Below are 26,633 nucleotides of genomic sequence, written 5' to 3'. Positions count from 1 at the left end.
GATGAAAAGAGTCTTTAAGAAAGCCTTGCTAGGGGCGTTAACAATGGGAGTACTTGCCGGTTGTGCAGGTGAGAAAGACACCATTGTAATGGCGCCACTACCTCAGGTAGACAGTCAGTTTACAACCAGTAGTGAGTGGAGCACGTCGGTTGGCGATGGTGTCGGTCATTACTTTTCAAAGCTATCCCCTGTATTTGCGAATGATACATTGTTCGTGGCAAGTCGTGATGGCTTAGTAAAAGCGCTCGATCCTGAGAATGGTAAACAACGTTGGCAAACGGACCTAGAAGAAGATGTCATTGCTCGTCTCTCTGGTGGTATCACAGCGGCATACGGAAACCTTTACATTGGCTCTGAGAATGGTGAAGTCATCTCTCTTGACCAAGAAACAGGTGAAATTGTTTGGCGTGTAAAAGTTGGTGGTGAGGTACTGGCGAAGCCAGTTGCAGATTCAGGCCTTATTATCATCAATACTAGCCGAGGCATGTTGATTGCCCTTAATGAGAGTACAGGTGAGCAACGCTGGGCATTGAGTACAGAAGTGCCGAACCTAACTTTACGTGGCGACAGTACTCCGACTGCAATTGGCGGCGGTGTATTTTGGGGAACGGCAAATGGCCGACTCGCAGCTGCTATCGTTGAGCGTGGTCAGTTGATTTGGCAACAGCCTGTTGGTACGCCAAAAGGCGCGACAGAAATTGATCGTTTGGTTGACGTTGATTCATCGCCAATTGTGCTAGGCGGTACTCTTTTCACCATTGGATACAATGGTCAACTTATCGCCATTGACTTGCGTTCAGCGAACCCGATTTGGAAGCGTAATTACTCATCTGCGACAGACATTTCTACAGATGGTAGTCGCATCTTTGTGATAACGGAAAAAGATCATGTTGTTGCCGTTGATTCACGAAGCGGGACTGAGTTGTGGGAAAACAGCTTGCTTGAGCACCGACAACTTACAGCGCCAGTTATTGTTGGCAATTATCTCGTTGTCGGTGACACGCTTGGTTACCTTCACTGGATGGATCGTTCAACGGGCGAATTTGTTGCGCAGCAGTTTGTCGATGATAGTGGCTTGGCAGTTGGCCCGACGTTATTGTCGGATGGTTATGTGATTACAACTCGCAACGGCGATGTAAAGAAACTAACCATTAACGAATAATATCGTGATATAATTCACATTCGGCTCCTGGCTGGTGACAGCTAGGAGCCGTTTTGTTGTTTGAATTTATTAACCCTGACGTGGTTATAGGTAAAAAGCTGGTTTGATTTGGCATCGAGCAAGTCGTTACCTATAACTACAGAAGAAAGATTATTGTAGAGGTTGTTATGGTACCTGTTGTAGCTCTAGTAGGGCGTCCGAACGTAGGTAAATCTACACTATTTAACCGATTGACTCGCACTCGTGACGCGTTGGTTGCGGACTTTCCAGGCCTAACGCGAGACCGTAAATATGGCCAGGCGAGACTTGGTGAAGAGCACGAATTCATTGTGATTGATACTGGTGGTATCGATGGCACAGAAGAAGGCGTGGAAACAAAGATGGCAGAACAGTCATTAGCCGCGATTGATGAGGCTGATGTTGTATTGTTCCTTGTTGACGGTCGTGCTGGTCTGACACCTTCAGATGAAGCAATTGCTGCGCATCTGCGTAAAATTGAAAAGCCAGCGATGCTGGTAGTAAACAAAATCGATGGTATTGATGCCGATGCGGCGTGTGCTGATTTTTGGCAGCTCGGCGTGGATGATATGTACCAGATTGCGGCTGCTCATGGCCGTGGTGTGACCGCTTTGCTTGAGCGTGCTTTATCTCCATTCTTTGATGATCTACTAACAAGTGAATCTGAAGAAGGTGAGATTGAAGACCTGACTGGATTCGAAGACGAAGAGCCTCTTGTTGAAGATTACACTGAAGAAGACGCAGAAGCTGAATTCAAACGCCTTCAAGAGCAGCCGATTAAGTTGGCGATCATCGGTCGTCCTAACGTAGGCAAATCGACACTGACTAACCGTATTCTGGGTGAAGAACGTGTGGTTGTATACGATATGCCTGGTACAACGCGCGATTCTATCTACATCCCGATGGAGCGTGATGGACGCGAATACGTACTAATTGACACCGCAGGTGTTCGTCGTCGTGGTCGTATCAATGAAACGGTTGAAAAGTTCTCTGTTGTTAAGACGCTGAAAGCGGTAGAAGATGCAAACGTCGTTCTACTGGTGATTGATGCTCGTGAAAATATTTCAGACCAAGACCTAAGCTTGCTTGGTTTTGCACTGAATGCTGGCCGCTCAATTGTCATCGCCGTTAACAAGTGGGATGGTCTAGACAGTGACGTGAAAGAAAGCGTGAAGAAAGAACTGGACCGCCGTCTAGGATTCGTCGACTTCTCGCGTATCCACTTTATCTCTGCGCTGCACGGTACTGGCGTTGGTCACTTGTTTGAATCTATCCAAGAAGCATATAACTCGGCGACAACGCGTGTGGGTACGTCAGTACTGACGCGTATCATGAAGATGGCTGTGGATGATCACCAACCGCCAATGGTTCGTGGTCGTCGTATCAAACTCAAATACGCACACGCAGGTGGTTACAACCCACCGATCGTTGTTATCCACGGTAACATGGTTCGTGAATTGCCAGATTCGTATAAACGTTATCTGATGAACTACTTCCGTAAGTCTCTGGAAATTATGGGAACACCGATTCGCATTAACTTCCACAACAGTGATAACCCATACGAGAACCGTACGAATAAGCTTACGCTATCACAAGAGCGTAAACGTAAGCGTATGATGTCGATGGTGAAAAACCGCAATAAATAATGAAATTCGAATACCCAAGTTTCTACTTGGGTATTTTTTTATCAAAAGTAATCGTAAAAATGACTATCACAGCAACAAAGACTCGTTTTTGTCATCAAACATGGCAATTAGAAGCACAAATACAGCTCGTTCAATATACGGAAGAAGTGACTTACGTTATTACAGATGTCACGCCGTTCCATCCCGTTAGTCACATATGGCCGGATCACCCTGCAGACAAAGGAACGTTGAAGGTGAATGGGGCTGAGCATGACGTAGTAGATTGCCAAGTTGGGGCAGTGGAGCAGGAAAGTGGTGCTCTGTATGTGGGTAGTGACATCCCTGTAAAGCGTGATGCTGAAGGTTGGGTGTTTGTCGTCGTGCATGTTTTATCACGTACGGAATCACTTGTTACTGATGATTTGGTGACATTGGCGGTAGATAAGGATTACCAACGCGCTTTGAGTCGAGGCCACACTGCAGGACACTTAGCGTATTTGGCGTTGAATAAAGTACTAGCGGAAGACTATTGGCGAAAAGACGCAGACCGCAAAGACCCACATGGTTATTATGACTTTAATAGCTATGCACAAGTTACGAGTTATGTTACTCCAGACAAGTGCCTCGATACGTACCGTTTAGGCAAAACACTCCGTAAAAGAGGATTAAACAGTGCAGATATGCTGAATGACCTCCAGGCGATTGCAAAAAAAGTGAATAGCCAACTTGTGGAATGGCTTCGACGAGATGCGATGATCACCATGGAATGCCACGGTGACAGATTAACGGATTCTCGCTATTGGAAGTGCGATTTAGGGGAAGGTCAATTAGCGGTAATCCCTTGTGGTGGAACGCATGCGAGCCATTTAAATGAGTTTGCTTTTATCCAAGTTAAACTCGTTGAGCTCGACGCTCAAACTATCGAAATGCACACCAATGTAAACACTGCTTTCTGAATAAGATCTTTTTATTAAATTCTAATTTTACGTTTAATTAAATTGCTATAAGGTTTTTTATTCTGTCTTAAATTGGAATGCAGAATATGTAACTTATGCTTTCGGTGTGTGGTTATATAAATATTCTTTTAAGGGGTGATCGCTGATCAAGGAGTAAATATCAGACGATCAGTATAAGATCCTACGTATCAAGTATGGTTAACGCCTCGTGAAACTTGTTGGGGCGGTGATGAAGATCAACACACTTGTTCGTTATTTTGAGTAGCATGCGTTACTCGAAATTGCTTAGTTTAGAGAGAGGAACGGGATATGCAGCAGAACATTTGCCCGACTTGCAATGTCGAACTGGAATGGACAGGACAATACCATTGTGCACAGTGTGAATCGGATTTTAAAAAGGTAGGTTTTTGCCCTGATTGTGAGGCGGAGCTGGAGAAGCTGCAAGCATGCGGTGCTGCGAGTTACTTTTGTAATGTGTGTAATGAACTCAAATCAAAATCACGTGTCCGATTTGAGTTCCAGAAAGTCAGTTAACCAGAGTTTGTATTCAGTTAACGGTAGAACGAACGTCACCTTCGGCTAACCGGGTAATCAATACATCTCCCGACTTTACATCTGAAGATTGCGTAATTACTTTACCTTGCTCAGTTTGAGTAATTGAGTAACCTCGTTTCAATGTCGCTAGTGGGCTGACGGTGTCCAACTTTTCTGCGGCAATCGCGAGTTGATGGCGCATAGTCAGTAATTTGCGATCCATTGCATCCATGAGCTTTTGCTCAACACGTTCTAGCTTCGACTTCTGCTCGGCAAGGCGTGTTACAGGAGAATTTAATTGCAGCCGATAATGTTGACGCTCGATTCGCTGTTGACGCAAGGCAATAAAACGACTCATCGCTCGCTGTAAGCGCATGTCCAACTCATCTAACTGTTGCGTCTGACGTTGCAAGCGATAGCTTGGGTGCTGTCTCTCTAGACGGTGCACTAATTGAGCAGATTGCTGCTTTTGTTGTGCTAGGTAGTAACGCATCGCGCTCGCTAACTTATGCTGGCGGGTAACTAAAGCTTGATCTTTGTGGCTGTTATCACGGCTTACTAGCTCAGCGGCTGCTGATGGAGTAGGCGCGCGTACGTCGGCGACAAAATCAGCTATTGTCACGTCAACTTCATGTCCAACGGCGCTAATAATAGGAATTTGGCTTGCTGCAATCGTGCGAGCTAATATCTCGTTGTTAAAGCACCATAAGTCTTCTAATGAACCACCACCTCGGCCCACAATTAGTACATCACATTCATCACGGCTGTTAGCGCGACCAATGGCTTGTGCAATTTGAATGGCTGCGTCCTCACCTTGTACCACTGTCGGATAAATCACAACAGGTAGGGAAGGATCACGACGTTTCAATACGTCTAAGATATCGTAAAGCGCGGCACCAGTTTTCGATGTGATGACGCCAACACGTTTAGGGTGCTCAGGCAAAGATTGCTTATTGATTTGCGCGAACAACCCTTCTGCTGCAAGCTTCATTTTCAGCTCTTCAAACTCTTGTTGAAGACGGCCATCACCTTCCGGTTGCATGCTTTCGATGATCAATTGGTAGTCACCGCGAGGCTCATAAAGAGACAGACGAGCTTTTACTAGGACTTGATTACCGTTAGCGGGTTTGAAAGTAACGCGGCGATTGTTACCACGAAACATGGCACATTTAACTTGAGCGCGAGAGTCTTTAAGAGTGAGGTACCAGTGACCAGAGACAGGAGCTGAAAAGTTGGATATCTCTCCGACGAGCCAAACGATCCCCATTTCGTTTTCAAGGAGTAAACGAACTTCTGCGTTGAGACGAGAAACAGTAAAGATGTTTTGATTGGTCTTGGAGAGCACAGCTAATCTCTTAGACGTGAGTATGGAAATTAGCGGCAATATAATACATAGCAAGGGGGTAATTGCAAGAAAAAAATTAAAAAATTTGTGGTCAAGCGATTGCGTTAACCGTATAATCCCTCCGCAATATCTAATCCAAATGTAGCTAGTTGCTAACGCAGGTTACCCTCATTATGCGAAACGATGAGATTGGATTGTTCTTTTTACTCCTCTAATTGTGAGATATTGCAAATGCTAAGAATTGCCAAAGAAGCGCTGACATTCGATGACGTACTACTTGTGCCAGCACACTCCACCGTTCTCCCAAACACAGCTGATCTTCGCACTCAGCTAACTAAGAACATCACCCTAAACATCCCAATGATTTCAGCGTCTATGGACACTGTTACTGAAGCTCGTCTAGCAATTGCGCTAGCGCAAGAGGGTGGCATTGGCTTTATCCACAAGAACATGTCTATTGAGCAGCAGGCAGCCGAAGTTCGTAAAGTTAAGAAGTTCGAAGCTGGTATGGTAACTGACGCGGTTACTGTAAACCCTGATGCGACCATCGCTGATGTTGTTGCACTCACTGAAAAGCATGGTTTTGCAGGTTTCCCTGTTGTCACTGAGAGCAATGAGCTTGTTGGTATTATCACTGGTCGTGACGTTCGTTTTGTGACGGACCTTTCTAAGAAAGTATCTTCAGTAATGACGCCAAAAGAGAAGTTGGCAGCAGTTAAAGAAGGTGCAACACGAGAAGAAGTGCAAGAGAAAATGCACGAAGCTCGTGTAGAGAAAGTATTGGTTGTGAATGATGAGTTCCAACTAACCGGTATGATTACTGCGAAAGACTTCCACAAAGCAGAACGTAAACCAAACGCATGTAAAGATGAGCGTGGTCGCCTACGTGTTGGCGCAGCCGTTGGTGCTGGCGCTGGTAACGAAGAGCGTGTTGCTGCTCTAGTTGAAGCAGGCGTTGACATTCTACTTATCGACTCTTCACACGGACATTCTGAAGGTGTACTAAACCGCATCCGCGAAACTCGCGCTGCTTACCCAGATCTAGACATCATCGGTGGTAACGTAGCAACAGGTGCTGGTGCTAAAGCACTAATCGAAGCTGGCGTAAGCGCAGTGAAAGTGGGTATCGGCCCTGGTTCTATCTGTACAACTCGTATTGTAACGGGTGTGGGAGTTCCACAAATCACTGCAATCGCAGATGCGGCAGAAGTGGCTAATGATTATGGTATTCCGGTTATTGCTGACGGTGGTATCCGTTTCTCAGGTGATATCTGTAAAGCAATCGTAGCTGGCGCATCATGTGTGATGGTTGGTTCTATGTTTGCAGGTACTGAAGAAGCGCCGGGTGAAGTGATTCTATACAACGGCCGTTCTTACAAGTCTTACCGTGGCATGGGTTCTCTTGGTGCTATGTCTCAAGGTTCTTCTGACCGTTACTTCCAGTCTGACAACGCAGCGGACAAGCTAGTACCAGAAGGTATCGAAGGTCGTATCGCATACAAAGGCCGTCTAAAAGAGATCGTACACCAACAAATGGGTGGTCTACGTTCAAGCATGGGTCTAACTGGTTCTGCAACTATCGAAGATATGCGTACGAAAGCTGAATTTGTACGTATCTCTGGTGCTGGTATGCAAGAGTCTCATGTACACGATGTTCAAATTACTAAGGAAGCACCGAACTACCGTCTAGGGAACTAATTACCTAACGGAAACGTTTGCTTTTTCCTTGAAGCATTAAGAAGAGGCGAGTACACTCGCCTCGGTTTTAATCACTTAGCCTTAAAAAGACTGCTCAAAATGACTAAAAATATCCATGACCAACGTATTCTGATCTTGGACTTCGGTTCTCAGTACACTCAATTAGTAGCACGCCGCGTACGTGAAATCGGCGTTTACTGTGAACTATGGAGCTGGGATGTAGAAGAAGCGGATATTCGCGAATTCAACCCAGATGGCATTATCCTATCTGGCGGTCCAGAAAGCGTAACGGAAGAGAACTCTCCACGCGCGCCTCAATATGTGTTTGATTCTGGTGTTCCTTTGCTTGGCGTATGTTACGGCATGCAAACCATGGCGGAACAGCTAGGAGGCAAAGTGGCGGGCTCTAACGAACGTGAGTTTGGCTACGCTCAGGTTAAAGTTTCTGGTGAATGTGCTCTATTTAAAGACCTTGAAGCAACTCAAGACGTTTGGATGAGCCATGGCGACAAAGTAGTAGAGATCCCAGCCGATTTCGTAAAAGTTGGTGAGACAGACACTTGTCCTTACGCTGCGATGGCGAATGAAGAGAAGAAATACTACGGCGTTCAGTTCCACCCAGAAGTGACACACACAAAAGGTGGCCTACAAATGCTTGAGAACTTTGTTCTTGGCGTATGTGGCTGTGAACGTCTATGGACTTCTGAATCTATCATCGAAGACGCGGTTGCTCGTATTAAAGAGCAAGTGGGTGACGACGAAGTTATCCTAGGTCTATCTGGTGGTGTTGATTCATCGGTAGTTGCGATGCTGGTTCACCGCGCAATCGGCGACAAGCTAACGTGTGTATTTGTTGATAACGGTCTACTTCGTCTAAACGAAGGTCAACAAGTTATGGATATGTTCGGCGACCAATTTGGTTTGAACATTATCAAAGTTGACGCTGAAGAACGCTTCCTCAAAGCACTTGAAGGCAAGTCTGACCCAGAAGAGAAGCGTAAGACTATCGGTCACGTATTCGTAGATGTATTCGATGAAGAGTCTAAGAAGCTGAAAAACGCGAAATGGCTAGCTCAAGGTACGATTTACCCTGATGTAATCGAGTCAGCTGCATCTAAGACTGGTAAAGCGCACGTGATCAAATCGCACCACAACGTGGGCGGTCTTCCAGATGACATGGAAATGGGTCTTGTTGAGCCACTACGTGAGCTGTTCAAAGATGAAGTACGTAAGATTGGTCTAGAGCTAGGCCTGCCTTATAACATGCTTTACCGCCACCCATTCCCAGGTCCAGGTCTAGGTGTTCGTGTTCTTGGTGAAATCAAGAAAGAATACTGTGACTTGCTACGTCGTGCTGATGCTATCTTTATTGAAGAGCTTCACGCTGCAGACCTATATGACAAAGTATCTCAAGCGTTCACGGTATTCCTACCAGTTCGTTCTGTTGGTGTAATGGGCGATGGCCGTAAATACGACTGGGTTGTATCACTGCGTGCAGTAGAAACCATCGACTTTATGACGGCACACTGGGCGCACCTACCATACGACTTCCTAGGTAAGGTATCTAACCGTATTATCAACGAAGTTGATGGCATTTCTCGTGTTGTTTACGACATTTCTGGTAAGCCACCAGCGACTATCGAGTGGGAATAATTTTCCTCTAGACAGTTGAGTTTATAAGAACCAGCCTTCGGGCTGGTTTTTTTGTACTTCAAGTTTGTGAAGAGGTGGCTCAACTTTTTTGTGAGAGATATATACATGCGGTTAAATTAAATATATATTCATTTTAATTGTTTAATTATCATAAATGGTATTGCTATGGAACAGGCTGACGTTACCTCTCTCATTCCCATCCTTATTACTCTTTTCCTCGCGCTGACCACAAGAAATGTCGTTGTTGGTTTATTCGCCGGTGTGGTGAGTGGTGTCGCTATGCTTGAAGGGACATTTGTCGAAAAAGGGCCACTAGACTCGTTTAGTGCATTGATGAAAAGCTATCTACTGCCGCAATTAACTGACAGCTACAATGCGGGCGTCATTTTGCTCTTGGTCTTTATTGGTGGCTTTGTTGCCTTGATGGAGAAATCTGGCGGTGGTGTGGCGTTTGCTAAAAAGGTCACTCAATGGGTGGCGAGTAAGTGCCAAGCTCAACTGTCCGCATGGTTCGGTGGTGTGGTTATTTTCTTCTCTGACCTTGGTACACCGTTGATTGTTGGTCCTGTTTTTCGCCCTTTATTTGATAAGTTAAAAGTATCACGCCAAAAATTAGCTTTTATTATCGACTCTACTTCCTCTCCCGTCGCAATCTTGATCCCTTTTATCGGATGGGGCGTTTACATCATGGGATTGATTCAAAAAGAGTTTACTGCCCTGAATGTCAGTATGAGTGATTGGGATGCTTTCATTGGCGCGATCCCGTATCAGTTTTACGCCTTTCTTGCGATCGCGATTGTGCCGATTGTCTCTTTCTTCAAATTAGATTTCGGACCGATGGCGAAGGCTGAGCAGTTAGCAGAACAGGGCTCCGACTTTGGGAAAGTACAGGAGTCTATGAATGTGTTTACGCATAAAAATGCAAAATCCAGTTTTGTATGGGCGCCTTTGCTCGTTATGCTGGTGGTTCTATGTACCATCCTCGTGCCACACGGTTTTCCATTTCAAAAAGTGGCAGGATCAACGTTTAGGGCTGCACTTTCTTCTGCATATTTCTTCGCTGCCTTCACTTTAATTGCGCTGATGGCGTTTTATGGCGTAAGAAAGCTTTCGGATGGTATTCAGGTTTATCTGAAAGGGATGTCAAACATGATGTCAGTGGCGGTGATTCTGGTATTGGCTTGGGCGCTTAGCTCGGTTGGGAAAGAATTAGGTGCAGCTGCATACATTGCTGAACAAGCTCAAGCCGGTTTCCCTTACTGGTTATTGCCAGCGGTTGCGTTTTTACTGGCCGGTATTATCTCGTTCGCTACGGGATCATCTTGGGGGACGTTTGCCATCATGATGCCATTAGTGATCCCAACTGCCGTCGCGATTGATGCACCACTGTTGGTTTGTATTGGTGCGGTATTATCTGGTGGCTTGTTTGGCGATCACTGTTCTCCCATCTCTGAAACTACGATTTTGTCGTCGACAGGAGCGGGGTGTGAACAATATGAGCACTTCCGTACACAATTGCCTTACGCATTACTCAATGGAATGATCGCATTGGGGTGTTTTCTTTTAGCTGGAATCAACGCCTCACCAGTGATTGTGCTTGCCGCAATTATTTCTCAGTGTGTGGTTTATTTTGTGCTGTCTAAACAAAAGTCAACCGCGAAGCTAGAGGTGGTTTCGGCAGAACAATAAAGAGAGAAACATCACAAAGCGGAGGCTCACAGGGTCTCCGCTTTTCTTTTGAGTCAAGGTAACATTTTTCTTGTGACAAAATGTGTGTGAGGACTTATTTATTCATTTTGTCTCGCAGAATCAACGTACTTGGCTCGGTGTTTCGTATATATGATCCACTATATGTCTAGTTATTCCTCGTATATTGTATTGTTGAAATCCGGAGACTAGACATGTTTGCACTCAAACATCTTCCTCTTGCATTGAGTTGTGTCTTAGCAGCACAAGTGAATGCGAGTATGAATATTCAGCCCGATCCGCAAAATCCGAATGGTTATGTTATTGCTCGTGGTGACGTTCAAGCCGTAGAGCAAAGCAAAACTTCTGATCCTATGTATGCCATTTGGTCACAAGCATTAGAGACACGCCCGAACTCAGTGGTTGAAGCGATTGTACCAGGGGCGACAACCAACCCAGAAAACGTGAAGCGTGTAGAGCGTGTATTCCCCGAAAGTGAGTGGGACTTCCTGACTCAAATGGCGGCACCTGAATACACTTACACGCGTTTCCTACGTGCAATTGGTAAGTTCCCTGCATTCTGTGGTGAGTACACAGACGGTCGTGATTCGGATGCAATTTGTAAAAAATCGATCGTGACAGCGTTTGCTCACTTTGCACAAGAAACCGGTGGCCATATTTCGATTGATAACGTATCGGATAATCCGCTAGGGTTGGAAGAGTGGCAGCAAGCTTTGGTTCATGTGCGAGAAATGGGATGGTCTGAAGGGCAAGAAGGTTACACAACAGGTTGTGGTCAAAATGACTGGCAAAATAAGCGTTGGCCATGTGAACCAGGACAAGGTTATTTTGGACGTGGTGCTAAACAGCTTTCTTACCATTTTAACTATGGCGCGTTCTCTGAAGTGATGTTTGATGGCGATGCATCTGTATTGCTGAAAAATCCAGGCTTGGTTGCGGATTCATGGCTGAACTTAGCATCGGCTATCTGGTTCTTCCTAACCCCACAAGCACCGAAACCTGCAATGCTACATGTGATTGACCGTACTTGGGTGCCTTCACAGCGTGAGCTTGATGCTGGCATTGGTTACGGCTTTGGTACCACCATCAACGTGATCAATGGTGGTATTGAGTGTGGTGAGCAAAACAAGGATAAAGGTCAACCTGTTAACCGTATTCGCTATTGGGAAGGACTTGCCGCTCATTATCAAATTCCAATTGAAGCCGATGAGACCAATACCTGTTGGCAGCAGACGCCTTACGGCAGCTTAAATCTGAATGGTGCGACAGACGTGTTGTACACCAACTGGGATGGGAACTGGAAATACTACTCAGATCGTCCTGGAGGTCACTCATTTGAATGTGAGCTTGTTGGTTTCCAAACGGCTTATTCTGCGCTAGTTGCGGGTGATTATGAGAAATGTGTAACTAACTTCTACCAATCTCATGCGGGTTGGCCAGAAGTTCGTGTAGTTGACAAGTTAGACCCAGTGGATCCGGTCGATCCGCCTGTAGGTGGCGTGGCAGCTTGGGATTCTGGCAAAGTATATAACACGGGTGATCAAGTTTCTTACCAAGGTGCTGTTTACGAAGCGAAATGGTGGTCACAAGGTAATGAGCCAACGAAAGGAGACCCGTGGAAGCTGGTTTCAGGCACTCCTACGGAGCCGCCTACAACGGAACCTGAACCACCGGTGACTGAGCCAGAGCCGCCCGTCACAGAACCTGAGCCGCCAGTAACCGAGCCAGAACCACCAGTTACAGGCAATTTTATTCAGTGGGAGCCGGGTGTAACGCAAGTCGCTAACGGCGATAAAGTGACGTACCAAAACAAATGTTTTGTCGCAAAAAATGGCCCTGGAGTATGGGAAAGCCCAACGCAAAGCAACTGGTTCTGGGACGAGATTTCTTGTCAGTGATCGAGTAAAAAACAACCTAACCATCTATAAAGACTCTGCTTTTTTGCAGGGTCTTTTTTTATATATGTAGTGGTTTATTTATGGAATCTAAGTTTTCAATAACAGCTTTTCTCTTTTGTTCTGCAGCCCATTAAAATTCGCGCGCATTTTTTATCAACATTTTTGAAAAAAGGTATTTGTACATGTCGACAAAACTGGCTAACCCAGCACCGCTAGGTCTAATGGGTTTCGGTATGACCACTATTCTGCTCAATATTCATAATGCAGGATTTTTCCCAATTGACTCTATGATCCTAGCGATGGGCATCTTTTACGGTGGCCTTAGCCAAGTAATCGTTGGCATCATGTGCTTTAAACGCGGTGATACGTTCGGCACAACTGCGTTTACTTCTTACGGTCTATTTTGGCTAACATTGGTTGGTCTAATCGTAATGCCTCACATGGGGCTTCCTGCAAGCCCTGCAAGCTTTATGGGTTGGTACCTAGCGCTTTGGGGCATCTTCACTGGTTTCATGTTCATTGGTTCTCTATGTTACCCAACAGCGAAGCAAGTGGTATTTGGCTCTCTAACTATCCTGTTCTTCTTGCTTGCTGCTCGTGATTTCACTGGTAGCGAAGTGATCGGTGCTATCGCTGGCTTCGAGGGTATCTTCTGTGGCGCAAGTGCAATTTACTTCGCAATGGCACAAGTACTGAACAACGAATTTGGTCGTGAAGTATTACCTGTCGGTAAAGCAAAAATCGCTCGTAAAGTTGAAGCGGTTATCGCCTAAGCTGCTACTCATAATGAAGAAAGGGGGATTAACCATTGGTTAATCCCCCTTTTTTATGTCCTCAATCGGACCACTGCTTTTTCTTATTTATGTGATAACGCTATGTTGATGGTTGCTCAACAGTTTCTGCGCTATTGCTGTCTGCCGTTGGTGCTTTACCCGTTTTACGTCGGTACTTATCTTCCCAGTAATCTGCGCCTTTAATGCCCAGTGCAACAGGGTTAAATGTAAAATCGGTCACACCACGTTTTTGTTGCTCTTCGTAGTCGTTCAGTGCTTTGAGTGCAGGCTTCGACATAAAGAAGATGATCAAAATACCGATGATGTTTAGCCACGCCATCAGTCCTACGCCTACATCACCCATCGCCCATGCTAAGTTGGCGGTTTTCACGGTTCCGTAGAACACGGATGAAATAATGATGACTTTCAGAATAAACATCAGTCCATTTACTTTGAACGTACGACGAATGTAAGCAATGTTCGTTTCTGCAATGTAGTAGTAAGCCAGAATGGTCGTAAACGCGAAGAAGAATAGAGCGATTGCGATGAATGGTTTACCCACGCCAGGTAGTGCGCTTTCGATCGCCATCTGTGTAAACACAGGACCATTTGCACCAATATCCGCTGGTAGGTTTTGAACCAGGAATGTACCTTCAATCGCACCATTTACGTTGTACGCGCCAGTGATAAGAATCATGAACGCGGTTGCTGAACACACAAGTAGTGTATCGATGTAAATAGAGAAAGATTGAACAAGACCTTGCTGAGCTGGGTGATCAACACTCGCTGCTGCTGCTGCGTGAGGACCAGTACCTTGACCTGCTTCGTTGGAGTAGACACCACGTTTTACACCCCAGCCGATTGCTGCACCAACGCCAGCCATTGGTGTGAACGCGTCACCAATGATCATGCCGAAAATGCGTGGAACCTCACCAATGTTTAGAAGGATGATGACAAACGCAGTAATGATGTAAGCTAACGCCATAAATGGCACAACGACTTGGGTAAAGTTCGCGATACGCTTTACGCCACCAAAAATGATGAAAGCCAAAATGACACAAACAACCGTACCAGTGAAAATTTTAGCAAAACTGAAGGTACCAATAGCGGTTTCAATCATGTCACCTGAGCCAAATGCGGCTTCTACTGCGTTACCGATACTGTTCGATTGAACGCCAGGAAGTAGAACACCACAAGCAAAGATGGTCGCGATAGCAAAGATCCAAGCGTACCATTTTTGTCCCATTGCTTTCTCAATATAGTAAGCAGGGCCACCACGGAACTCGCCTTCGTCTTCTTCTTTATAAATTTGTGCAAGTGTTGATTCTGCGTATGCGGTTGCAGCGCCAAAGAAGGCAACGACCCACATCCAGAATACGGCACCTGGGCCACCGAAACCGATAGCAGCAGCAACACCAGCAATGTTACCTGTACCTACACGGCCAGATAGTGAAACGGCAAGTGCCTGAAATGATGATATCCCTTTTGTTGAACTCTTCCCTGAAAGTAATAAGCGCCACATCTCAAAGAAGTGACGAATTTGTACAAAACGCGTCATGATTGAATAGAACAAACCTGCGCCAAGGCACAAATAGATCAGTACCGGGCTCCAAATAATTCCATTCAGAAAATCAACTAATGACTGCATGAGTATTTTCCCTGTTAGTTGTGTTTGTGGTTGTTTTTCACACAATACATTACCCTTTATGTAATGCAATTGTTAACTTTTTTGGCTACAAATCCTTTGTAGCGTGATGATGAACACAGAATGGAGAGTAGTTGTTAAAATTTGGTTCTTGTTGCTTATTTGCTCCTTTTAGGTAGAAGATTTGCCTGATGATTAATTATGCAGCACATTGTCATTTAAATGTACTGCGATTTTGATGAGTTAAAAATGCCAATGGTTATGCATTTTGTGGAGTAAGTGTCTGTCTGTTTTTTGTTCAGTCATGTGCTCAGGCGTAACGACAAAGGTTAAGTTCCGCATTATCCATCACTTTTGCTTTTTCACCTTTCATTACGCTTGCTAGCAATTGACCTGAACCACAAGCCATCGTCCAGCCCAGAGTTCCGTGTCCGGTGTTAGTAAAAAGGTTATCGTATTTAGTCGCGCCGATAATTGGTGTGCCATCAGGCGTCATTGGCCTAAAGCCGCTCCAAAACTCAGCTTGGCTGAAGTCACCACAACGAGGAAAAAGATCACGGATGACCATTTCGATAGTGTTTTTGCGCTTTTGTGGAAGGGAAGCATCAAACCCTGCTAATTCTGCGGTGCCAGCTACGCGAATTCTGTCATCAAATCGAGTCATAGCGACTTTATAGGTTTCATCCATCACAGTAGATCGAGGAGAGAAGTGTTCATCTTCCATCGGGATGGTGAGTGAATAGCCTTTGACAGGGTAGACCGGAATATCAATATCGAGTTGCTTGAGTAGCGCTGTAGAGTAGCTGCCAGAGGCCACCACATATTGGTCTGCTTTAAATTGTCCTCGGTTCGTTTGGACACCTATGATCTTTTTGCCTACTGTAACCCAATTGCTTACTTCAGTATCGAACTCAAATCGGACACCGTGTGCCTTAGCAAGCTCCGTTAGTTGTTGGCAAAATTGATGGCAATCGCCCGTTTCGTCATCAGGTAGATGCAAGCCACCAACCAGTTTGTCTTTCACAAGTGCAAGCCCTGGCTCTTGTTCAATACATTGTTCGACGTCCATTAGCTTAAATCGGGTTCCGCTTTGTTCAAGGAGCTGCATGTCCTTTTCAATGGCTTGCAGCTGTTGATGTGTTCGGAATACTTGCAAGGTCCCAAACTGACGTCCTTGATACTCAATGGCGTGTTCTTGGCGTAACTGTTCTAAGCAAATACGGCTGTGGTTGGCGATCGAAAGCATGCGAGCCTTGTTAACTTGATAGCGAGGTAGGGTGCAGTTCGCGACCATTTTACTTGCCCAGCGGATCATGTCGGCATTCAGAGTGGGTTTGATTTTAAGTGGAGCATGCTCCTCCATTAACCACTTAATGGCTTTAACAGGAACACCAGGCGCAGCCCAAGGCGAAGAATAGCCATACGAGATCTGCCCGGCATTGGCGAAGCTCGTTTCCATGGCACTGCTTGGTTGGCGGTCAATGACGGTAACTTGATAGCCTGCTTGAGATAAATACCAAGCAGAGGTTAAGCCGATAACGCCGCTGCCTAATACGATGACTTCCATTGATGCACTCCACACATTTATTAGAGTGCTCAGTTTCTTTTCTTTACCTTTTGTTAACAATCGATATAAATTACACACAGAGTTTAGAAAAACTATAGGCTTAAGGATGAAAAGTAATCTGATAAGTGGCTTGTGTCTATTTAGCCAAGTCGCGGAGTACAACAGCTTTACTGGTGCCGCAAGACATTTACACCTCACCACTGGTGCCATAAGCCAACAAATTATTCATTTGGAAGCGTTATTAGGTTTTACTTTATTTGAACGCCACTCTCGCGGTATTCGTTTAACCGTAAAAGGCACTCAGTTACACCAAGCGACGCAGTTTCACTTTTCGGAACTGAGCAAATTGCTTGATGAGCTCAAAGTAGAAAAACAAACCAATGAAATTCGTTTGAAGTTGACGCCTTCTTTTGCTTTCAAATGGTTAGTCCCAAAGCTCGAAAGCTTCCATCATGATAATCCGGATATCCAAGTACAAATCTTTGCGGAAGGTGCGCTGGTAAATAGTGAGATAAAAGACTATGACGTCGCAATTGACTATGGTCTTCATCCTTATAGAAATGCTAACGCGGAGCTGATTTTGGATGAGCATCTGCTACCGGTGATGAGTCCAAAATACCTTGAGGATCATGGCTGGCTAAAAACGTTGTTTGGTGAGCAAAAAAACTCAATGCCAGTGAAGCAATGGCAAGAGGCGACACTACTACACGATGCGATGCCATGGGAAAAAGCGACGCGTGACTATGAGTGGCTATATTGGGCGTCAGCGATGGGGTTGGATTTTAAAACCGATATCGGACACTTTTTTAATCGAACGGATATGGCGATGTCTGCAGCCGAAGCAGGCGTTGGGATTGCGATGGCACGAATGGCACTGATTGAGGATGAATTGACGACAGAGCGTTTGGTTTCTCCATTCAAACCGATTCCTGCCAATGCAGGGTATTACTTGATCATGAACACACGTACGAATGCGACAGAAACGTTTCGTCACTGGTTACTTGGACAGTTGAATTAGCGTTTTATCTCTGTGATTCATCCCTACGTTATTTGTTGAAAAATTGGGCAATATAAGTTTTAAGCAAGGTAAGTGCTTTGCTTGCCGCTATTTGAGTGATGAAAGACAGGGAAGAACATGAAAGACGAAACGCTATCCATCCATTTTGGTTACGAAACTGACCCTACCACTAAATCTGTCGCGACGCCGATTTATCAAACAGTCGCGTACGAGTTTGACAACGCGCAGCATGGTGCTGATCTGTTTAACTTGGAAGTGCCGGGGAATATCTACACTCGCATCATGAATCCGACTAATGACGTGCTGGAAAAACGCATGGCAGCGTTAGAAGGCGGCATTGCTGGATTGGTCGTGAGTGCGGGGAGTGCAGCGATTAACTATGCGATTCTGACGTTAGCGCAAGCGGGCGATAACATCGTTTCTACGCCGCAACTTTATGGCGGTACTTATACCTTGTTTGCGCACATGCTCCCAAATCAAGGTATTCAGGTGAAGTTTGCTAAAGATGACAAGCCAGAAAGTTTGGCCGAATTAATTGATGAAAATACCAAAGCGGTGTACTGCGAGAGCATTGGTAACCCTGCGGGTAATATCATCGATTTAGAACGTGTGGCGGAGCTTGCTCATGCACAAGGCGTACCTGTGATTGTGGATAACACCGTTGCGACGCCAGTGCTTTGCAAACCCATCGAATTTGGTGCGGATATCGTAGTTCACTCTCTCACTAAATACGTTGGTGGGCATGGCACCACATTAGGTGGCGTGATTGTGGATTCAGGTAAATTCCCTTGGGCGCAGCACAAAGACCGCTTTCCTGTTTTCAACCAACCAGAACCTTCTTACCACGGCGTGGTGTATACCGAAGCGTTTGGTGAGGCGGCATTTATCGGGCGTGCGCGTACCGTACCACTGCGTAATACCGGAGCCGCATTATCACCGATGAATGCATTTATGCTTATGCAAGGGCTAGAAACGTTACCGCTGCGCATGGAGCGCCATACCGAGAACACACTCAAAGTGGCTGAATTCTTGGAACAGAATGACAAAGTCAGTTGGGTAAGTTATGCCGGATTACCAAGTTCTGAACACTTTCATCTCGCCGAAAAATACATGAAAGGTAAGCCTTCTGCGATTTTGTCGTTTGGTTTAAAAGATGGTTATGACGCTGGTGTGCGTTTTTATGATGCTTTGAAAATCTTTAAGCGTTTGGTGAACATTGGCGATGCAAAATCATTGGCTTGCCATCCTGCATCGACGACTCATCGTCAATTGAGCGAAGCAGAACAAAAACAAGCTGGTGTGTCTCCAGAGATGATTCGTTTATCGGTGGGTATTGAACATATTGACGATATTCTAGCCGATTTAGAACAGGCACTAAACGCGTAAAACGATTCTGTTTTTAGCTTTGGGTTACCCATAGGCCAGCCTTTAAAAAAGCTGGCCTATTTTTATTTTATTGTTTAAATATCAAGGGTTTTTGTGTTTTTGGTTTGTGGTATTCCAAAAGCTCATAGAGGGTGAGATTTATTCTCTTGTCACGTTTGGGTTTGTTCCTGATGATGTGTGCATGTATTACACATTGGAAGGGACTCAAATGTCTTACGTATTTCACCGTCACTGCCATGCCACGCTGCCAATCATCGATAGAGGTGAAGGTGTTTATCTATTCGATAAGCATGGAAAGCAGTATCTCGATGCTTGTGGTGGGGCTGCGGTATCAAACCTTGGCCACAGTCATCAAGCCGTTAAAAAAGCGATGTTGGAACAGATCGAGCGAGTGCCGTTTGCTCATACTGGATTTTTTACTAGTGATAACAGTGAGCGCCTAGCAGAATTGGTTTGTCAGCACATGCCTGAACAGTTCAACCATGTGTATTTAGTCAGTGGCGGATCAGAAGCGGTGGAGTCGGCACTAAAAATGGCGCGGCAGTATTTCGTGGAATCAGGTAAGCCAGAGAAAAAGCAATTCATCGCGCGTCAGCAAAGTTATCACGGCAATACCTTGGGGGCTTTGGCTGTCGGAGGTAATGAATGGCGACGTGAACCGTTCAAACCCATCTTACACCCGAGCCATCATATCGCCCCTTGCTATGCTTATCGTTATCAGCAGAGTCATGAGTCGGAATTGGATTACTCATTGCGAGCAGCGAATGAGCTAGAGGCAAAAATTCTTGAGTTGGGGGCTGATAATGTCATGGCTTTTGTCGCCGAGCCCATTGTGGGAGCCACCGCTGGAGCTGTGCCTGCCACACAAGGTTATTTCAAGCGTATTCGCGAAATATGCGACCAATACGATGTGTTATTGATCTTGGATGAAGTCATGTGTGGCGTTGGACGCAGTGGTAGTTTTTTTGCGTTTGAGCAAGAAGAGGCAGACCCCGATCTGGTGTGTATGGCTAAAGGGCTTGGTGCGGGTTATCAACCTATTGGCGCGGTGGTTGCGAATGATCGAGTCTACCAAGCTATTGCCGGTGGAAGCGGTTTTTTCCAACATGGCCATACCTTTATGGCGCACCCTGTGGCGTGCGCTGCTGCCGTGGCAACCATTCAAACCATCTTCCAAGATGATTTATTAACGGCGGTGAATCAGCAAAGTGCTTTGCTGCGTAATGAGCTTACTTCTGAATTGGCCCATTTACCGTACATTGGCGACATTCGTGGTAAAGGCTTATTTTTTGGCATTGAGCTGGTGGCGGATAAAGAAAGCAAGGCGCCTCTGAGTAAAGCCACATTGGCAGACAAACGCATCAAACAGCAAGCAATGGAAAATGGCTTAATGTGCTACCCAATGGGAGGAACGATTGATGGCGTTAATGGGCACCATATCTTGCTTGCACCGCCATTCATTATTCAGCCTCACCATATTGATGAGCTAGTTGGCAAACTCTCATTAACGCTAAAAGAGGTAGCGAAGGAATGGAATTAGAAAATCGATCTATACGAGAGCCTATCGCTATTATCGTGGCCCCAAACGGTGCAAGAAAAACTAAGTACGATCACGCCAGCTTACCCATGACAACAGACGAACTGGTTGCAGAGGCTATCGCTTGTCAAACGGCAGGGGCTGCCATGATCCATTTGCATGCTAGAGACGCCAACGGACGTCATTCATTAGACATCGACGACAACATGGCAATTTACCATGCCGTGAAAGAAGCGGTGGGACAAAACATGATGGTACAGCTCACCACAGAGGCGGTGGGCTTGTATTCTCCGCCACAACAGATGGCGTTAGTTAAAGCTGTGAAACCAGAAGCGGCTTCTTTCGCATTGAGGGAGTTAATCCCTGATCGCGCAAGTGAGAAAGAAGGGCATGCCTTTTTCCATTGGGTGGCAGAACACAACATTGTGAGCCAAATTATTCTCTACGATGCAACCGACATTGAACGTTATTTCCAACTGCGTGATGCGGGCGTGTTACCTAAAACGCATCAGCATGCATTAGTGGTGTTAGGGCGTTATCACCAAGCTCAACAGTCTTCGCCATGGGATTTACGAGGTTTGAATTTGGCGCGTTTTGTCGAGGAAGAAATTCGATGTGCCATTTGTGCTTTTGGCGCGCGAGAGCAAGACTGTTTAGCGAGTGCGATGTTACTTGGATTCGATGTGAGAGTGGGGTTTGAGAATAACCACGTCGATGTGGCAGGCGAATTAGCAATCAGTAACGCGGCTCAGGTGGAAGCTCTACGCGATGTGGCGCATCGCTTTGCGATTCCTTTACACAGTGCGCAAAGTTTGCGTTCAGCTTTGAAGTAAATCTGCTCGCGGAAAAGAAAAAAAGAAGAAAGGAAAGTAAAAAGGCTCCATCGGAGCCTTTTCGGTATTTGTCGTTAGTTCTCAGTTTGCGCTAAAGGTTGACGAGCGGGATGTTTGATAAACACCGCGACAACAGCCGCTATCGCTAATGCAAAACAGTAGTAAGAATTGGCAACTACTTCAAGTGGCGAGAGGTTGAACACGGAACCTAGCAGCAGTACTTGAGCACCGTAAGGCAACACGCCTTGCACCACGCATGAGAAAATGTCTAACAAGCTTGCTGAGCGGCGAGGAGAGACATTATTCTCTTCCGCCAGTTGGCGAGCAACGCTGCCCGATACAATGATGGCTACGGTGTTGTTTGCCGTACAGCCATTGACCATTGATACCAAACCTGCAATACCTAGCTCGCTTGCACGACTGTTCGCATGCTTAGAGTGACTAGAGCCAAACGCGTGGATAAGGCTACTAACGAAATTTGTTAGAAAAGCAAGACCACCTTGGCGACGCATCAGTTCACTCAAACCACCAATCAGCATGGATAACAAGAAGATCTCTTGCATGTTACCAAAGCCTTTGTATACGTCTTGGGCTAGATTAGTTAGTCCGTAATTGTCAATCGATGCCAAGCTCACGCCGCCAGCCAAAAGAATGCCAATCGACAGAACCACAAACACATTCACACCAGATACCGCTAGGATCAAAATAGTGATGTACGGCAAGACTTTTAGCCACTCAATATCGCCAGTTTCAGGCACTTGAGTCGCGGTACTGTTGAAAGCGAACACTGCAATCGCGATCAACGCCGCAGGTAAAGCAATACGAATGTTCTCTTTAAACTTGTCTTTCATCTCACAACCTTGAGAGCGTGTCGCCGCGATGGTGGTGTCAGAGATGATAGAAAGGTTATCACCAAACATAGCGCCGCTCAGCACAACGCCTGCGGTTAACGGTAAGCTCATTCCTGCTGATTCAGCAATCCCCAACGCTACGGGAGCAACGGCTGCGATGGTACCCATCGAAGTACCCATTGCTGTTGCGATAAAAGCAGAAATCAGAAAAATGCCCGGTAAAATCATGCTGGTTGGAATAGCGGATAAACCAAGGTTTACTGTTGCATCAACACCGCCAGAGGCTTTTGCTACCGCAGCAAAGGCACCTGCAAGCAGATAGATCATACACATTGCGATGATGTCTGGGTGGCCAACACCACGCATGAAGTGTTCGATTGAGCGGTTAAGTTTCTCTTTACTTAAAAGAAACGCAATGATGATGGCTGGTAATACCGCGATGGGTGCAGGCAGCTGGTAGAAGGCAAATTCCACGCCTTGCAAAGATAAGTAAGTGCCTACGCCAATAAATAGCGCAAGGAATACAATTAATGGGATCAGTGCGACCGCAGACGGTGCAACTGTTTTAGTAGTTTGTTGGGAACCGGACATGTAAACGACAATGTTAATGATAAGAGAGAAGAGCAGACTAATATCACATTTCTACATTGTCAACGTCTAGACGTCTAAATGGCTGTTTAAATTTTACACGTAAAGAAAAAGATAAAAGCTCGTGTTGCGTATCTCACTGATACCACGAGCTTTAGTTATGCGCTAATGAAGAGACTGTCGTTATTGCATTGATTTGGCTTTTTTGCGTTTAACAATACCTAAAACCATCCACGTAAATAAGACAGCAGCAAATGCCCATACCAGATATTTGTATTCGGTGTACAGGTTGCTCAACACGCTTAAATGTTCAAATGCAAAGTGAGTTAACAAGCTGAATACCAATACCCAAACCGTTGCCGCGAGGGCGTTACCGAGCAAAAACTCTCTACGTGGCATTTTCGCGATACCGCATGCAAGAGGCATAAATTGCTTCATTCCTTCAATAAAGCGACTGACGACCAAGCACGTAGGGCCGTATTTCTGGATCGTCAATTGAAGCGTTTGCATCTTCGGGCCGGAAATGTAGCCTTTTTTATCTAACCACCCCTCAAAGTAATAACCGATTAAGTAGCCACAGGTATTACCAAAAAAGCAGCTCAGCCACGATACCATCATTACCATACTTAGGTTCATGACTTGTTCTGACGAGAGCAAAGATGCCGCGATCATCAGTGATTGACCAGGCATCGGGATACCTATCCCTTCTAGAAATATGCTGACAATCAGCGCAACGTAGCCATATTGCTCAAGCAAAGGCTTCATTGACATGAGAAGTTCGTTAATATGTTCCAAAAGCTTTCCCCTAATAAAAGCGGAACGAAGTTGGAGTGATACTCCGAATGTCCTATTGGGTCAATTCTTGTTTCTCACCGTTGAGAAAACTGACATGCCTCTGATAATTGCGCAGAATCAACCTGCAGCTGGCTTTACTCGCCGCCACGCTCTTTGGTAGCGGCGAACTAGGGAGATCCTTATGACTCTTTGGCTTTGGTGAATGCGCCATACAAATCAAGGCGGCGATGACGTAAGTTGGTGACAGAGCCTTCGGTATTAAGCTGTTTCAACTTAGTCAAATCAACATCAGCGAAGATTATCATTTCGGTGTTGGCGCTTGCTTCTGTTAAGGTCGCATCGTGTGGAAAATAGATATCCGACGGTGAAAATACGGCAGATTGTGCGTACTGGATATCGACATTATCAACACGAGGTAAGTTGCCGACACTGCCCCCAATTGCAACGTAGCATTCGTTTTCGATGGCTCGTGATTGGGAACAGATTCGTACTCGTTGGTAGCCATTTTTTGTGTCTGTCCAGAAAGGAACGAACACAATTTGTGCGCCTTGCTCGGCGAGCATTCTTCCCAACTCTGGGAACTCGCTGTCATAACAAATCAGTATGCCGACTTTGCCTGCATCGGTTTCGAACACTTGAACATTGTCACCACCGTCGATCACCCAGTCTCTTTGTTCATGAGGCGTGATGTGGATTTTATATTGAGCGTTTATTTCACCATCTCGTTGCAGCAAGTAGGCCACATTATACAACTTGCCATCCTCGATGACGGGCATACTGCCTGCAATAATGTTGATGTTGTAGGTGACGGCCATCTGCGAGAAGCGGTTTTTGATCTCTTCTGTAAAGCTAGCCAAAAAGCGAATTGCTTCGACGGAATTTTGGTCGTTTTGCAAGCCCATCAGCGGCGCGTTAAAGAATTCAGGGAATAGGGCGAAATCGGCTTTGTAGTTCGCAAGAGAAGAAATGAAGAACTCAGCCTGATCGAGCAAGTCCTCTAAGTCATTCATGGCGCGCATTTGCCACTGCACAACACCAATACGAATCAGCGTTTTTTCTACATCATGTACGGATTGAATATCCTCTTCGTAGAAGAAGTTATCCCACTCCAGCAGAGTTGCGTAGCCTTTAGAAGCACTATCCTCTGGCAAGTAACCGCGCATAATACGTTTTACATCGAAGTCGTTTGCAAGCTGAAAAGACAAAATAGGATCGTGAAGCTCACGGCGTTTTATTTTGTCGATGTACTCTGCAACGCTCAGTTCATCTGCGTATTGGTGGTAATTAGGAATGCGACCACCGGCTAAAATTGCTTTGAAGTTCTTACTACGGCAAAGCTCTTTACGCGCATCATACAGACGGCGACCTAAACGCAGCCCACGGTAGTCCGGGTGAACAAATACATCGAGACCATACATGGCGTCACCGGTCACTTGGTTTTGGATGACGTTGTTCTCGGTGATGATGTCGGTGTACAGGTGAGGAAGTGAAAATCGGTTGTAGTCCACTTTGATTGTTAGCGCTGCGCCGACAATTTTTCCGTTGTCCTCAATACAGATTTGTCCATCAGGAAACTGATGAATAAGATCCATGATGGTCAGGCGTGGCCATGAGCCACCAACATCAGGAAAAACAAGGTCCATTAATTCCGCGAGCTCTGGGTAATCGGTCGGCTCAATGGTGCGTAAAGAGAGTCTTGGCGTGTTGCTGTCCATATCCTACTATCCATTTATCCTTTTTAAATAGTATGGATGAGAATGCCATAAATTTGAGCAGACAGATACCGAAGTCTTTGAGTTGTTTTGGTTTACCTAAACGAGTTTAAAGAAACAACATTAACTTAGCTTGCTCTTCAGCCATTCGTGAAATGCCACTACTTTTTTAGCTGAAAGTCGATAATTTGGAATCATCACGTAATAACCATAACCGCTCTGTAAAGAGAGGTTGAGAACATGCTGAATGTCCCCTCTTAAAATCGAATACTGCGCCATAAAATCAGGAAGCAAGGCGAGCCCTTTTCCCATTCTGACAGCTTCGCAAGCTAGGTAAAAATGTTCGACGCCTACAGGTTGATAGGTAACGGGAGATTCTACAGTGTAGACCGCTTTAAATTGCTCCCATAGCTGAGGGCGAGTGATTTGAGGTATAAACGGATAATTACTAACAGCGTGCACACTCTCAATTGCAGGAGCATTTGTGCAACCGACTAATAACAATGTTTCTTCGCACAGTAAGTGGCTGTATTCATAATGTGTGGATAATGGAAGGCAGCGAATATGTAAGTCACTTTCGTTGCTCGAATCTTTGACGTTCCCATCCCCGGTACAGACTCTTACTCGGATGTTAGGATGTTGCTGGTGGAAGTCATCAATATTAGGTATCAACCAAAGACTGGCAAAAGAAGGGGTTACGTCCACGGTGAGTAATTCTTGCTTTGAATCTGACTGGATTAAGTTGGCAGTTGCATGCTGAATAAGCTCCAAAGCTTCTGTGACTTGCGGCAGATAACGCTTGCCTTCTTCGGTTAACTCAATACCACTCGCCCCTCTTTGTATTAAAGGTAAACCCACCAATTGCTCCAGCGATGCGATTTGTTTGCTTACTGCGCTTTGCGTAATACATAGTGCATCCGCTGCTTTAGAGAAACTGAGGTAATTAGAGACCGCGACAAACGTCCTTAATGCTCGAATAGAAGGGTATTCACTGCCTTTTAACATACTTCAGTTCCATTAAACTCTGCTTAGGCAAAGAGTAGAATATTCATGGCTTGAAGCAAAGTAAGATGCAACGTATGTGTGATTAGCTTCCTTTCTTATAAAAACTAGCTAAGCATTTTTTGACTGATTAATCTATAAGAGTATTTTAGATGTTTATTTAATTTCTTTGAAAAATCTACAAATTAACAAGAATCTTTTTCACATCAGCGATTAACCTCAATTTAGTATTGTTTATATAAAGTAAACAGACAGCTCTTTTTTTCTATTTTTGTTCGGCGATCTTTAGAGGATTGTCAGTATTCTATAAAATTAAATATATTTTTCATT

Annotated in this window: 20 protein-coding genes; 13 read left to right on the top strand and 7 right to left on the bottom strand. The window is 45.4% G+C overall.

The genetic code is table 11. From position 1 onward, the window contains the following. Position 1: 1 nt before the first annotated feature. From bamB to R7093_RS16050, 4 genes are all read left to right on the top strand, one after another. The gene (bamB, locus tag R7093_RS16065; RefSeq protein ID WP_005381696.1) at positions 2 to 1,162 is read left to right on the top strand and encodes an outer membrane protein assembly factor BamB; all 1,161 of its coding nucleotides are present in this window, start codon (positions 2 to 4) and stop codon (positions 1,160 to 1,162) included. A gap of 167 nt (positions 1,163 to 1,329) precedes the next feature. After that, complete coding sequence (gene der, locus R7093_RS16060; RefSeq protein ID WP_318146735.1) at positions 1,330 to 2,826, top strand: ribosome biogenesis GTPase Der; 1,497 nt, start codon at positions 1,330 to 1,332, stop codon at positions 2,824 to 2,826. Positions 2,827 to 2,885: 59 nt separating this feature from the next. Next, entirely contained in the window at positions 2,886 to 3,761 is an 876-nt protein-coding gene (locus R7093_RS16055; RefSeq protein ID WP_047102174.1) for a metal-dependent hydrolase, read from the top strand. A 309-nt stretch (positions 3,762 to 4,070) separates the two neighbouring features. After that, positions 4,071 to 4,295: a zinc ribbon domain-containing protein gene (locus R7093_RS16050; protein ID WP_005381691.1), complete on the top strand. Its 225-nt coding sequence runs from the start codon at positions 4,071 to 4,073 to the stop codon at positions 4,293 to 4,295. Positions 4,296 to 4,308: 13 nt separating this feature from the next. Here R7093_RS16050 and xseA read toward each other — a convergent pair whose 3' ends face one another. Continuing rightward, positions 4,309 to 5,640, bottom strand: coding sequence for an exodeoxyribonuclease VII large subunit (gene xseA / locus R7093_RS16045; RefSeq protein ID WP_017633909.1), 1,332 nt, complete (start codon positions 5,638 to 5,640; stop codon positions 4,309 to 4,311). A gap of 231 nt (positions 5,641 to 5,871) precedes the next feature. Here xseA and guaB point away from each other — a divergent pair, with 231 nt between their 5' ends. From guaB to R7093_RS16020, 5 genes are all read left to right on the top strand, one after another. Further along, positions 5,872 to 7,338, top strand: a complete 1,467-nt coding sequence (gene guaB / locus R7093_RS16040; RefSeq protein ID WP_017633908.1) for an IMP dehydrogenase — start codon at positions 5,872 to 5,874, stop codon at positions 7,336 to 7,338. Between the two features lie 99 nt (positions 7,339 to 7,437). Then, positions 7,438 to 8,991: a glutamine-hydrolyzing GMP synthase gene (gene guaA, locus R7093_RS16035; protein ID WP_005383721.1), complete on the top strand. Its 1,554-nt coding sequence runs from the start codon at positions 7,438 to 7,440 to the stop codon at positions 8,989 to 8,991. Between the two features lie 165 nt (positions 8,992 to 9,156). Next, a complete protein-coding gene (locus R7093_RS16030; RefSeq protein ID WP_005381684.1) occupies positions 9,157 to 10,680 on the top strand; it encodes a Na+/H+ antiporter NhaC family protein in 1,524 nt (507 codons plus the stop codon). 212 nt (positions 10,681 to 10,892) lie between these two features. After that, positions 10,893 to 12,596, top strand: a complete 1,704-nt coding sequence (locus R7093_RS16025; protein ID WP_047102138.1) for a chitinase — start codon at positions 10,893 to 10,895, stop codon at positions 12,594 to 12,596. 182 nt (positions 12,597 to 12,778) lie between these two features. Further along, positions 12,779 to 13,369, top strand: coding sequence for an acetate uptake transporter (locus tag R7093_RS16020; RefSeq protein ID WP_005381682.1), 591 nt, complete (start codon positions 12,779 to 12,781; stop codon positions 13,367 to 13,369). A gap of 100 nt (positions 13,370 to 13,469) precedes the next feature. Here R7093_RS16020 and R7093_RS16015 read toward each other — a convergent pair whose 3' ends face one another. Further along, positions 13,470 to 15,017 (bottom strand): alanine/glycine:cation symporter family protein, encoded by a 1,548-nt coding sequence (locus tag R7093_RS16015; RefSeq protein WP_005381681.1) that lies wholly within the window; start codon positions 15,015 to 15,017, stop codon positions 13,470 to 13,472. Between the two features lie 307 nt (positions 15,018 to 15,324). Further along, positions 15,325 to 16,581, bottom strand: a complete 1,257-nt coding sequence (locus R7093_RS16010) for a D-amino acid dehydrogenase (RefSeq protein ID WP_047102136.1) — start codon at positions 16,579 to 16,581, stop codon at positions 15,325 to 15,327. Positions 16,582 to 16,687: 106 nt separating this feature from the next. Between R7093_RS16010 and R7093_RS16005 the strand changes: the two genes are divergently transcribed. The 4 genes from R7093_RS16005 to R7093_RS15990 all read left to right on the top strand — a co-directional run bounded on the left by R7093_RS16005 (position 16,688) and on the right by R7093_RS15990 (position 21,355). Continuing rightward, positions 16,688 to 17,599 (top strand): LysR substrate-binding domain-containing protein, encoded by a 912-nt coding sequence (locus tag R7093_RS16005; RefSeq protein WP_017635708.1) that lies wholly within the window; start codon positions 16,688 to 16,690, stop codon positions 17,597 to 17,599. Between the two features lie 117 nt (positions 17,600 to 17,716). Next, positions 17,717 to 18,985, top strand: coding sequence for an O-acetylhomoserine aminocarboxypropyltransferase/cysteine synthase family protein (locus R7093_RS16000; protein ID WP_005381677.1), 1,269 nt, complete (start codon positions 17,717 to 17,719; stop codon positions 18,983 to 18,985). 208 nt (positions 18,986 to 19,193) lie between these two features. After that, positions 19,194 to 20,525, top strand: a complete 1,332-nt coding sequence (locus R7093_RS15995; protein ID WP_054575103.1) for an aspartate aminotransferase family protein — start codon at positions 19,194 to 19,196, stop codon at positions 20,523 to 20,525. Further along, the gene (locus tag R7093_RS15990; RefSeq protein ID WP_158157263.1) at positions 20,516 to 21,355 is read left to right on the top strand and encodes a 3-keto-5-aminohexanoate cleavage protein; all 840 of its coding nucleotides are present in this window, start codon (positions 20,516 to 20,518) and stop codon (positions 21,353 to 21,355) included. Before R7093_RS15995 ends, R7093_RS15990 begins: the two co-directional genes overlap by 10 nt. Before the next feature lie 74 nt (positions 21,356 to 21,429). Here R7093_RS15990 and R7093_RS15985 read toward each other — a convergent pair whose 3' ends face one another. The 4 genes from R7093_RS15985 to R7093_RS15970 all read right to left on the bottom strand — a co-directional run bounded on the left by R7093_RS15985 (position 21,430) and on the right by R7093_RS15970 (position 26,306). Further along, positions 21,430 to 22,797 (bottom strand): Na+/H+ antiporter NhaC family protein, encoded by a 1,368-nt coding sequence (locus R7093_RS15985; RefSeq protein WP_318146734.1) that lies wholly within the window; start codon positions 22,795 to 22,797, stop codon positions 21,430 to 21,432. A gap of 180 nt (positions 22,798 to 22,977) precedes the next feature. Beyond that, a complete protein-coding gene (locus R7093_RS15980) occupies positions 22,978 to 23,565 on the bottom strand; it encodes a DedA family protein (RefSeq protein WP_005383738.1) in 588 nt (195 codons plus the stop codon). A 203-nt stretch (positions 23,566 to 23,768) separates the two neighbouring features. Then, positions 23,769 to 25,304 (bottom strand): bifunctional GNAT family N-acetyltransferase/carbon-nitrogen hydrolase family protein, encoded by a 1,536-nt coding sequence (locus R7093_RS15975; RefSeq protein WP_205460836.1) that lies wholly within the window; start codon positions 25,302 to 25,304, stop codon positions 23,769 to 23,771. Between the two features lie 120 nt (positions 25,305 to 25,424). Next, positions 25,425 to 26,306: a LysR family transcriptional regulator gene (locus R7093_RS15970; protein ID WP_065274214.1), complete on the bottom strand. Its 882-nt coding sequence runs from the start codon at positions 26,304 to 26,306 to the stop codon at positions 25,425 to 25,427. Positions 26,307 to 26,633 lie beyond the last annotated feature (327 nt).

The organism is Vibrio sp. 1580 (assembly GCF_033340055.1).
The sequence above is the reverse complement of the archived record's forward strand: the minus strand, read 5'-3'. Positions and strand labels throughout refer to the sequence as shown.

What these genes read in the sequence shown, in the direction of transcription:
- bamB (WP_005381696.1), top strand. Translation starts at nt 2, where the DNA reads ATGAAAAGAGTCTTTAAGAAAGCCTTGCTAGGGGCGTTAACAATGGGA.
- der (WP_318146735.1), top strand. Translation starts at nt 1,330, where the DNA reads ATGGTACCTGTTGTAGCTCTAGTAGGGCGTCCGAACGTAGGTAAATCT.
- R7093_RS16055 (WP_047102174.1), top strand. Translation starts at nt 2,886, where the DNA reads ATGACTATCACAGCAACAAAGACTCGTTTTTGTCATCAAACATGGCAA.
- R7093_RS16050 (WP_005381691.1), top strand. Translation starts at nt 4,071, where the DNA reads ATGCAGCAGAACATTTGCCCGACTTGCAATGTCGAACTGGAATGGACA.
- guaB (WP_017633908.1), top strand. Translation starts at nt 5,872, where the DNA reads ATGCTAAGAATTGCCAAAGAAGCGCTGACATTCGATGACGTACTACTT.
- guaA (WP_005383721.1), top strand. Translation starts at nt 7,438, where the DNA reads ATGACTAAAAATATCCATGACCAACGTATTCTGATCTTGGACTTCGGT.
- R7093_RS16030 (WP_005381684.1), top strand. Translation starts at nt 9,157, where the DNA reads ATGGAACAGGCTGACGTTACCTCTCTCATTCCCATCCTTATTACTCTT.
- R7093_RS16025 (WP_047102138.1), top strand. Translation starts at nt 10,893, where the DNA reads ATGTTTGCACTCAAACATCTTCCTCTTGCATTGAGTTGTGTCTTAGCA.
- R7093_RS16020 (WP_005381682.1), top strand. Translation starts at nt 12,779, where the DNA reads ATGTCGACAAAACTGGCTAACCCAGCACCGCTAGGTCTAATGGGTTTC.
- R7093_RS16015 (WP_005381681.1), bottom strand. Translation starts at nt 15,017, where the DNA reads ATGCAGTCATTAGTTGATTTTCTGAATGGAATTATTTGGAGCCCGGTA.
- R7093_RS16010 (WP_047102136.1), bottom strand. Translation starts at nt 16,581, where the DNA reads ATGGAAGTCATCGTATTAGGCAGCGGCGTTATCGGCTTAACCTCTGCT.
- R7093_RS16005 (WP_017635708.1), top strand. Translation starts at nt 16,688, where the DNA reads ATGAAAAGTAATCTGATAAGTGGCTTGTGTCTATTTAGCCAAGTCGCG.
- R7093_RS16000 (WP_005381677.1), top strand. Translation starts at nt 17,717, where the DNA reads ATGAAAGACGAAACGCTATCCATCCATTTTGGTTACGAAACTGACCCT.
- R7093_RS15995 (WP_054575103.1), top strand. Translation starts at nt 19,194, where the DNA reads ATGTCTTACGTATTTCACCGTCACTGCCATGCCACGCTGCCAATCATC.
- R7093_RS15990 (WP_158157263.1), top strand. Translation starts at nt 20,516, where the DNA reads ATGGAATTAGAAAATCGATCTATACGAGAGCCTATCGCTATTATCGTG.
- R7093_RS15985 (WP_318146734.1), bottom strand. Translation starts at nt 22,797, where the DNA reads ATGTCCGGTTCCCAACAAACTACTAAAACAGTTGCACCGTCTGCGGTC.
- R7093_RS15980 (WP_005383738.1), bottom strand. Translation starts at nt 23,565, where the DNA reads ATGTCAATGAAGCCTTTGCTTGAGCAATATGGCTACGTTGCGCTGATT.
- R7093_RS15975 (WP_205460836.1), bottom strand. Translation starts at nt 25,304, where the DNA reads ATGGACAGCAACACGCCAAGACTCTCTTTACGCACCATTGAGCCGACC.
- R7093_RS15970 (WP_065274214.1), bottom strand. Translation starts at nt 26,306, where the DNA reads ATGTTAAAAGGCAGTGAATACCCTTCTATTCGAGCATTAAGGACGTTT.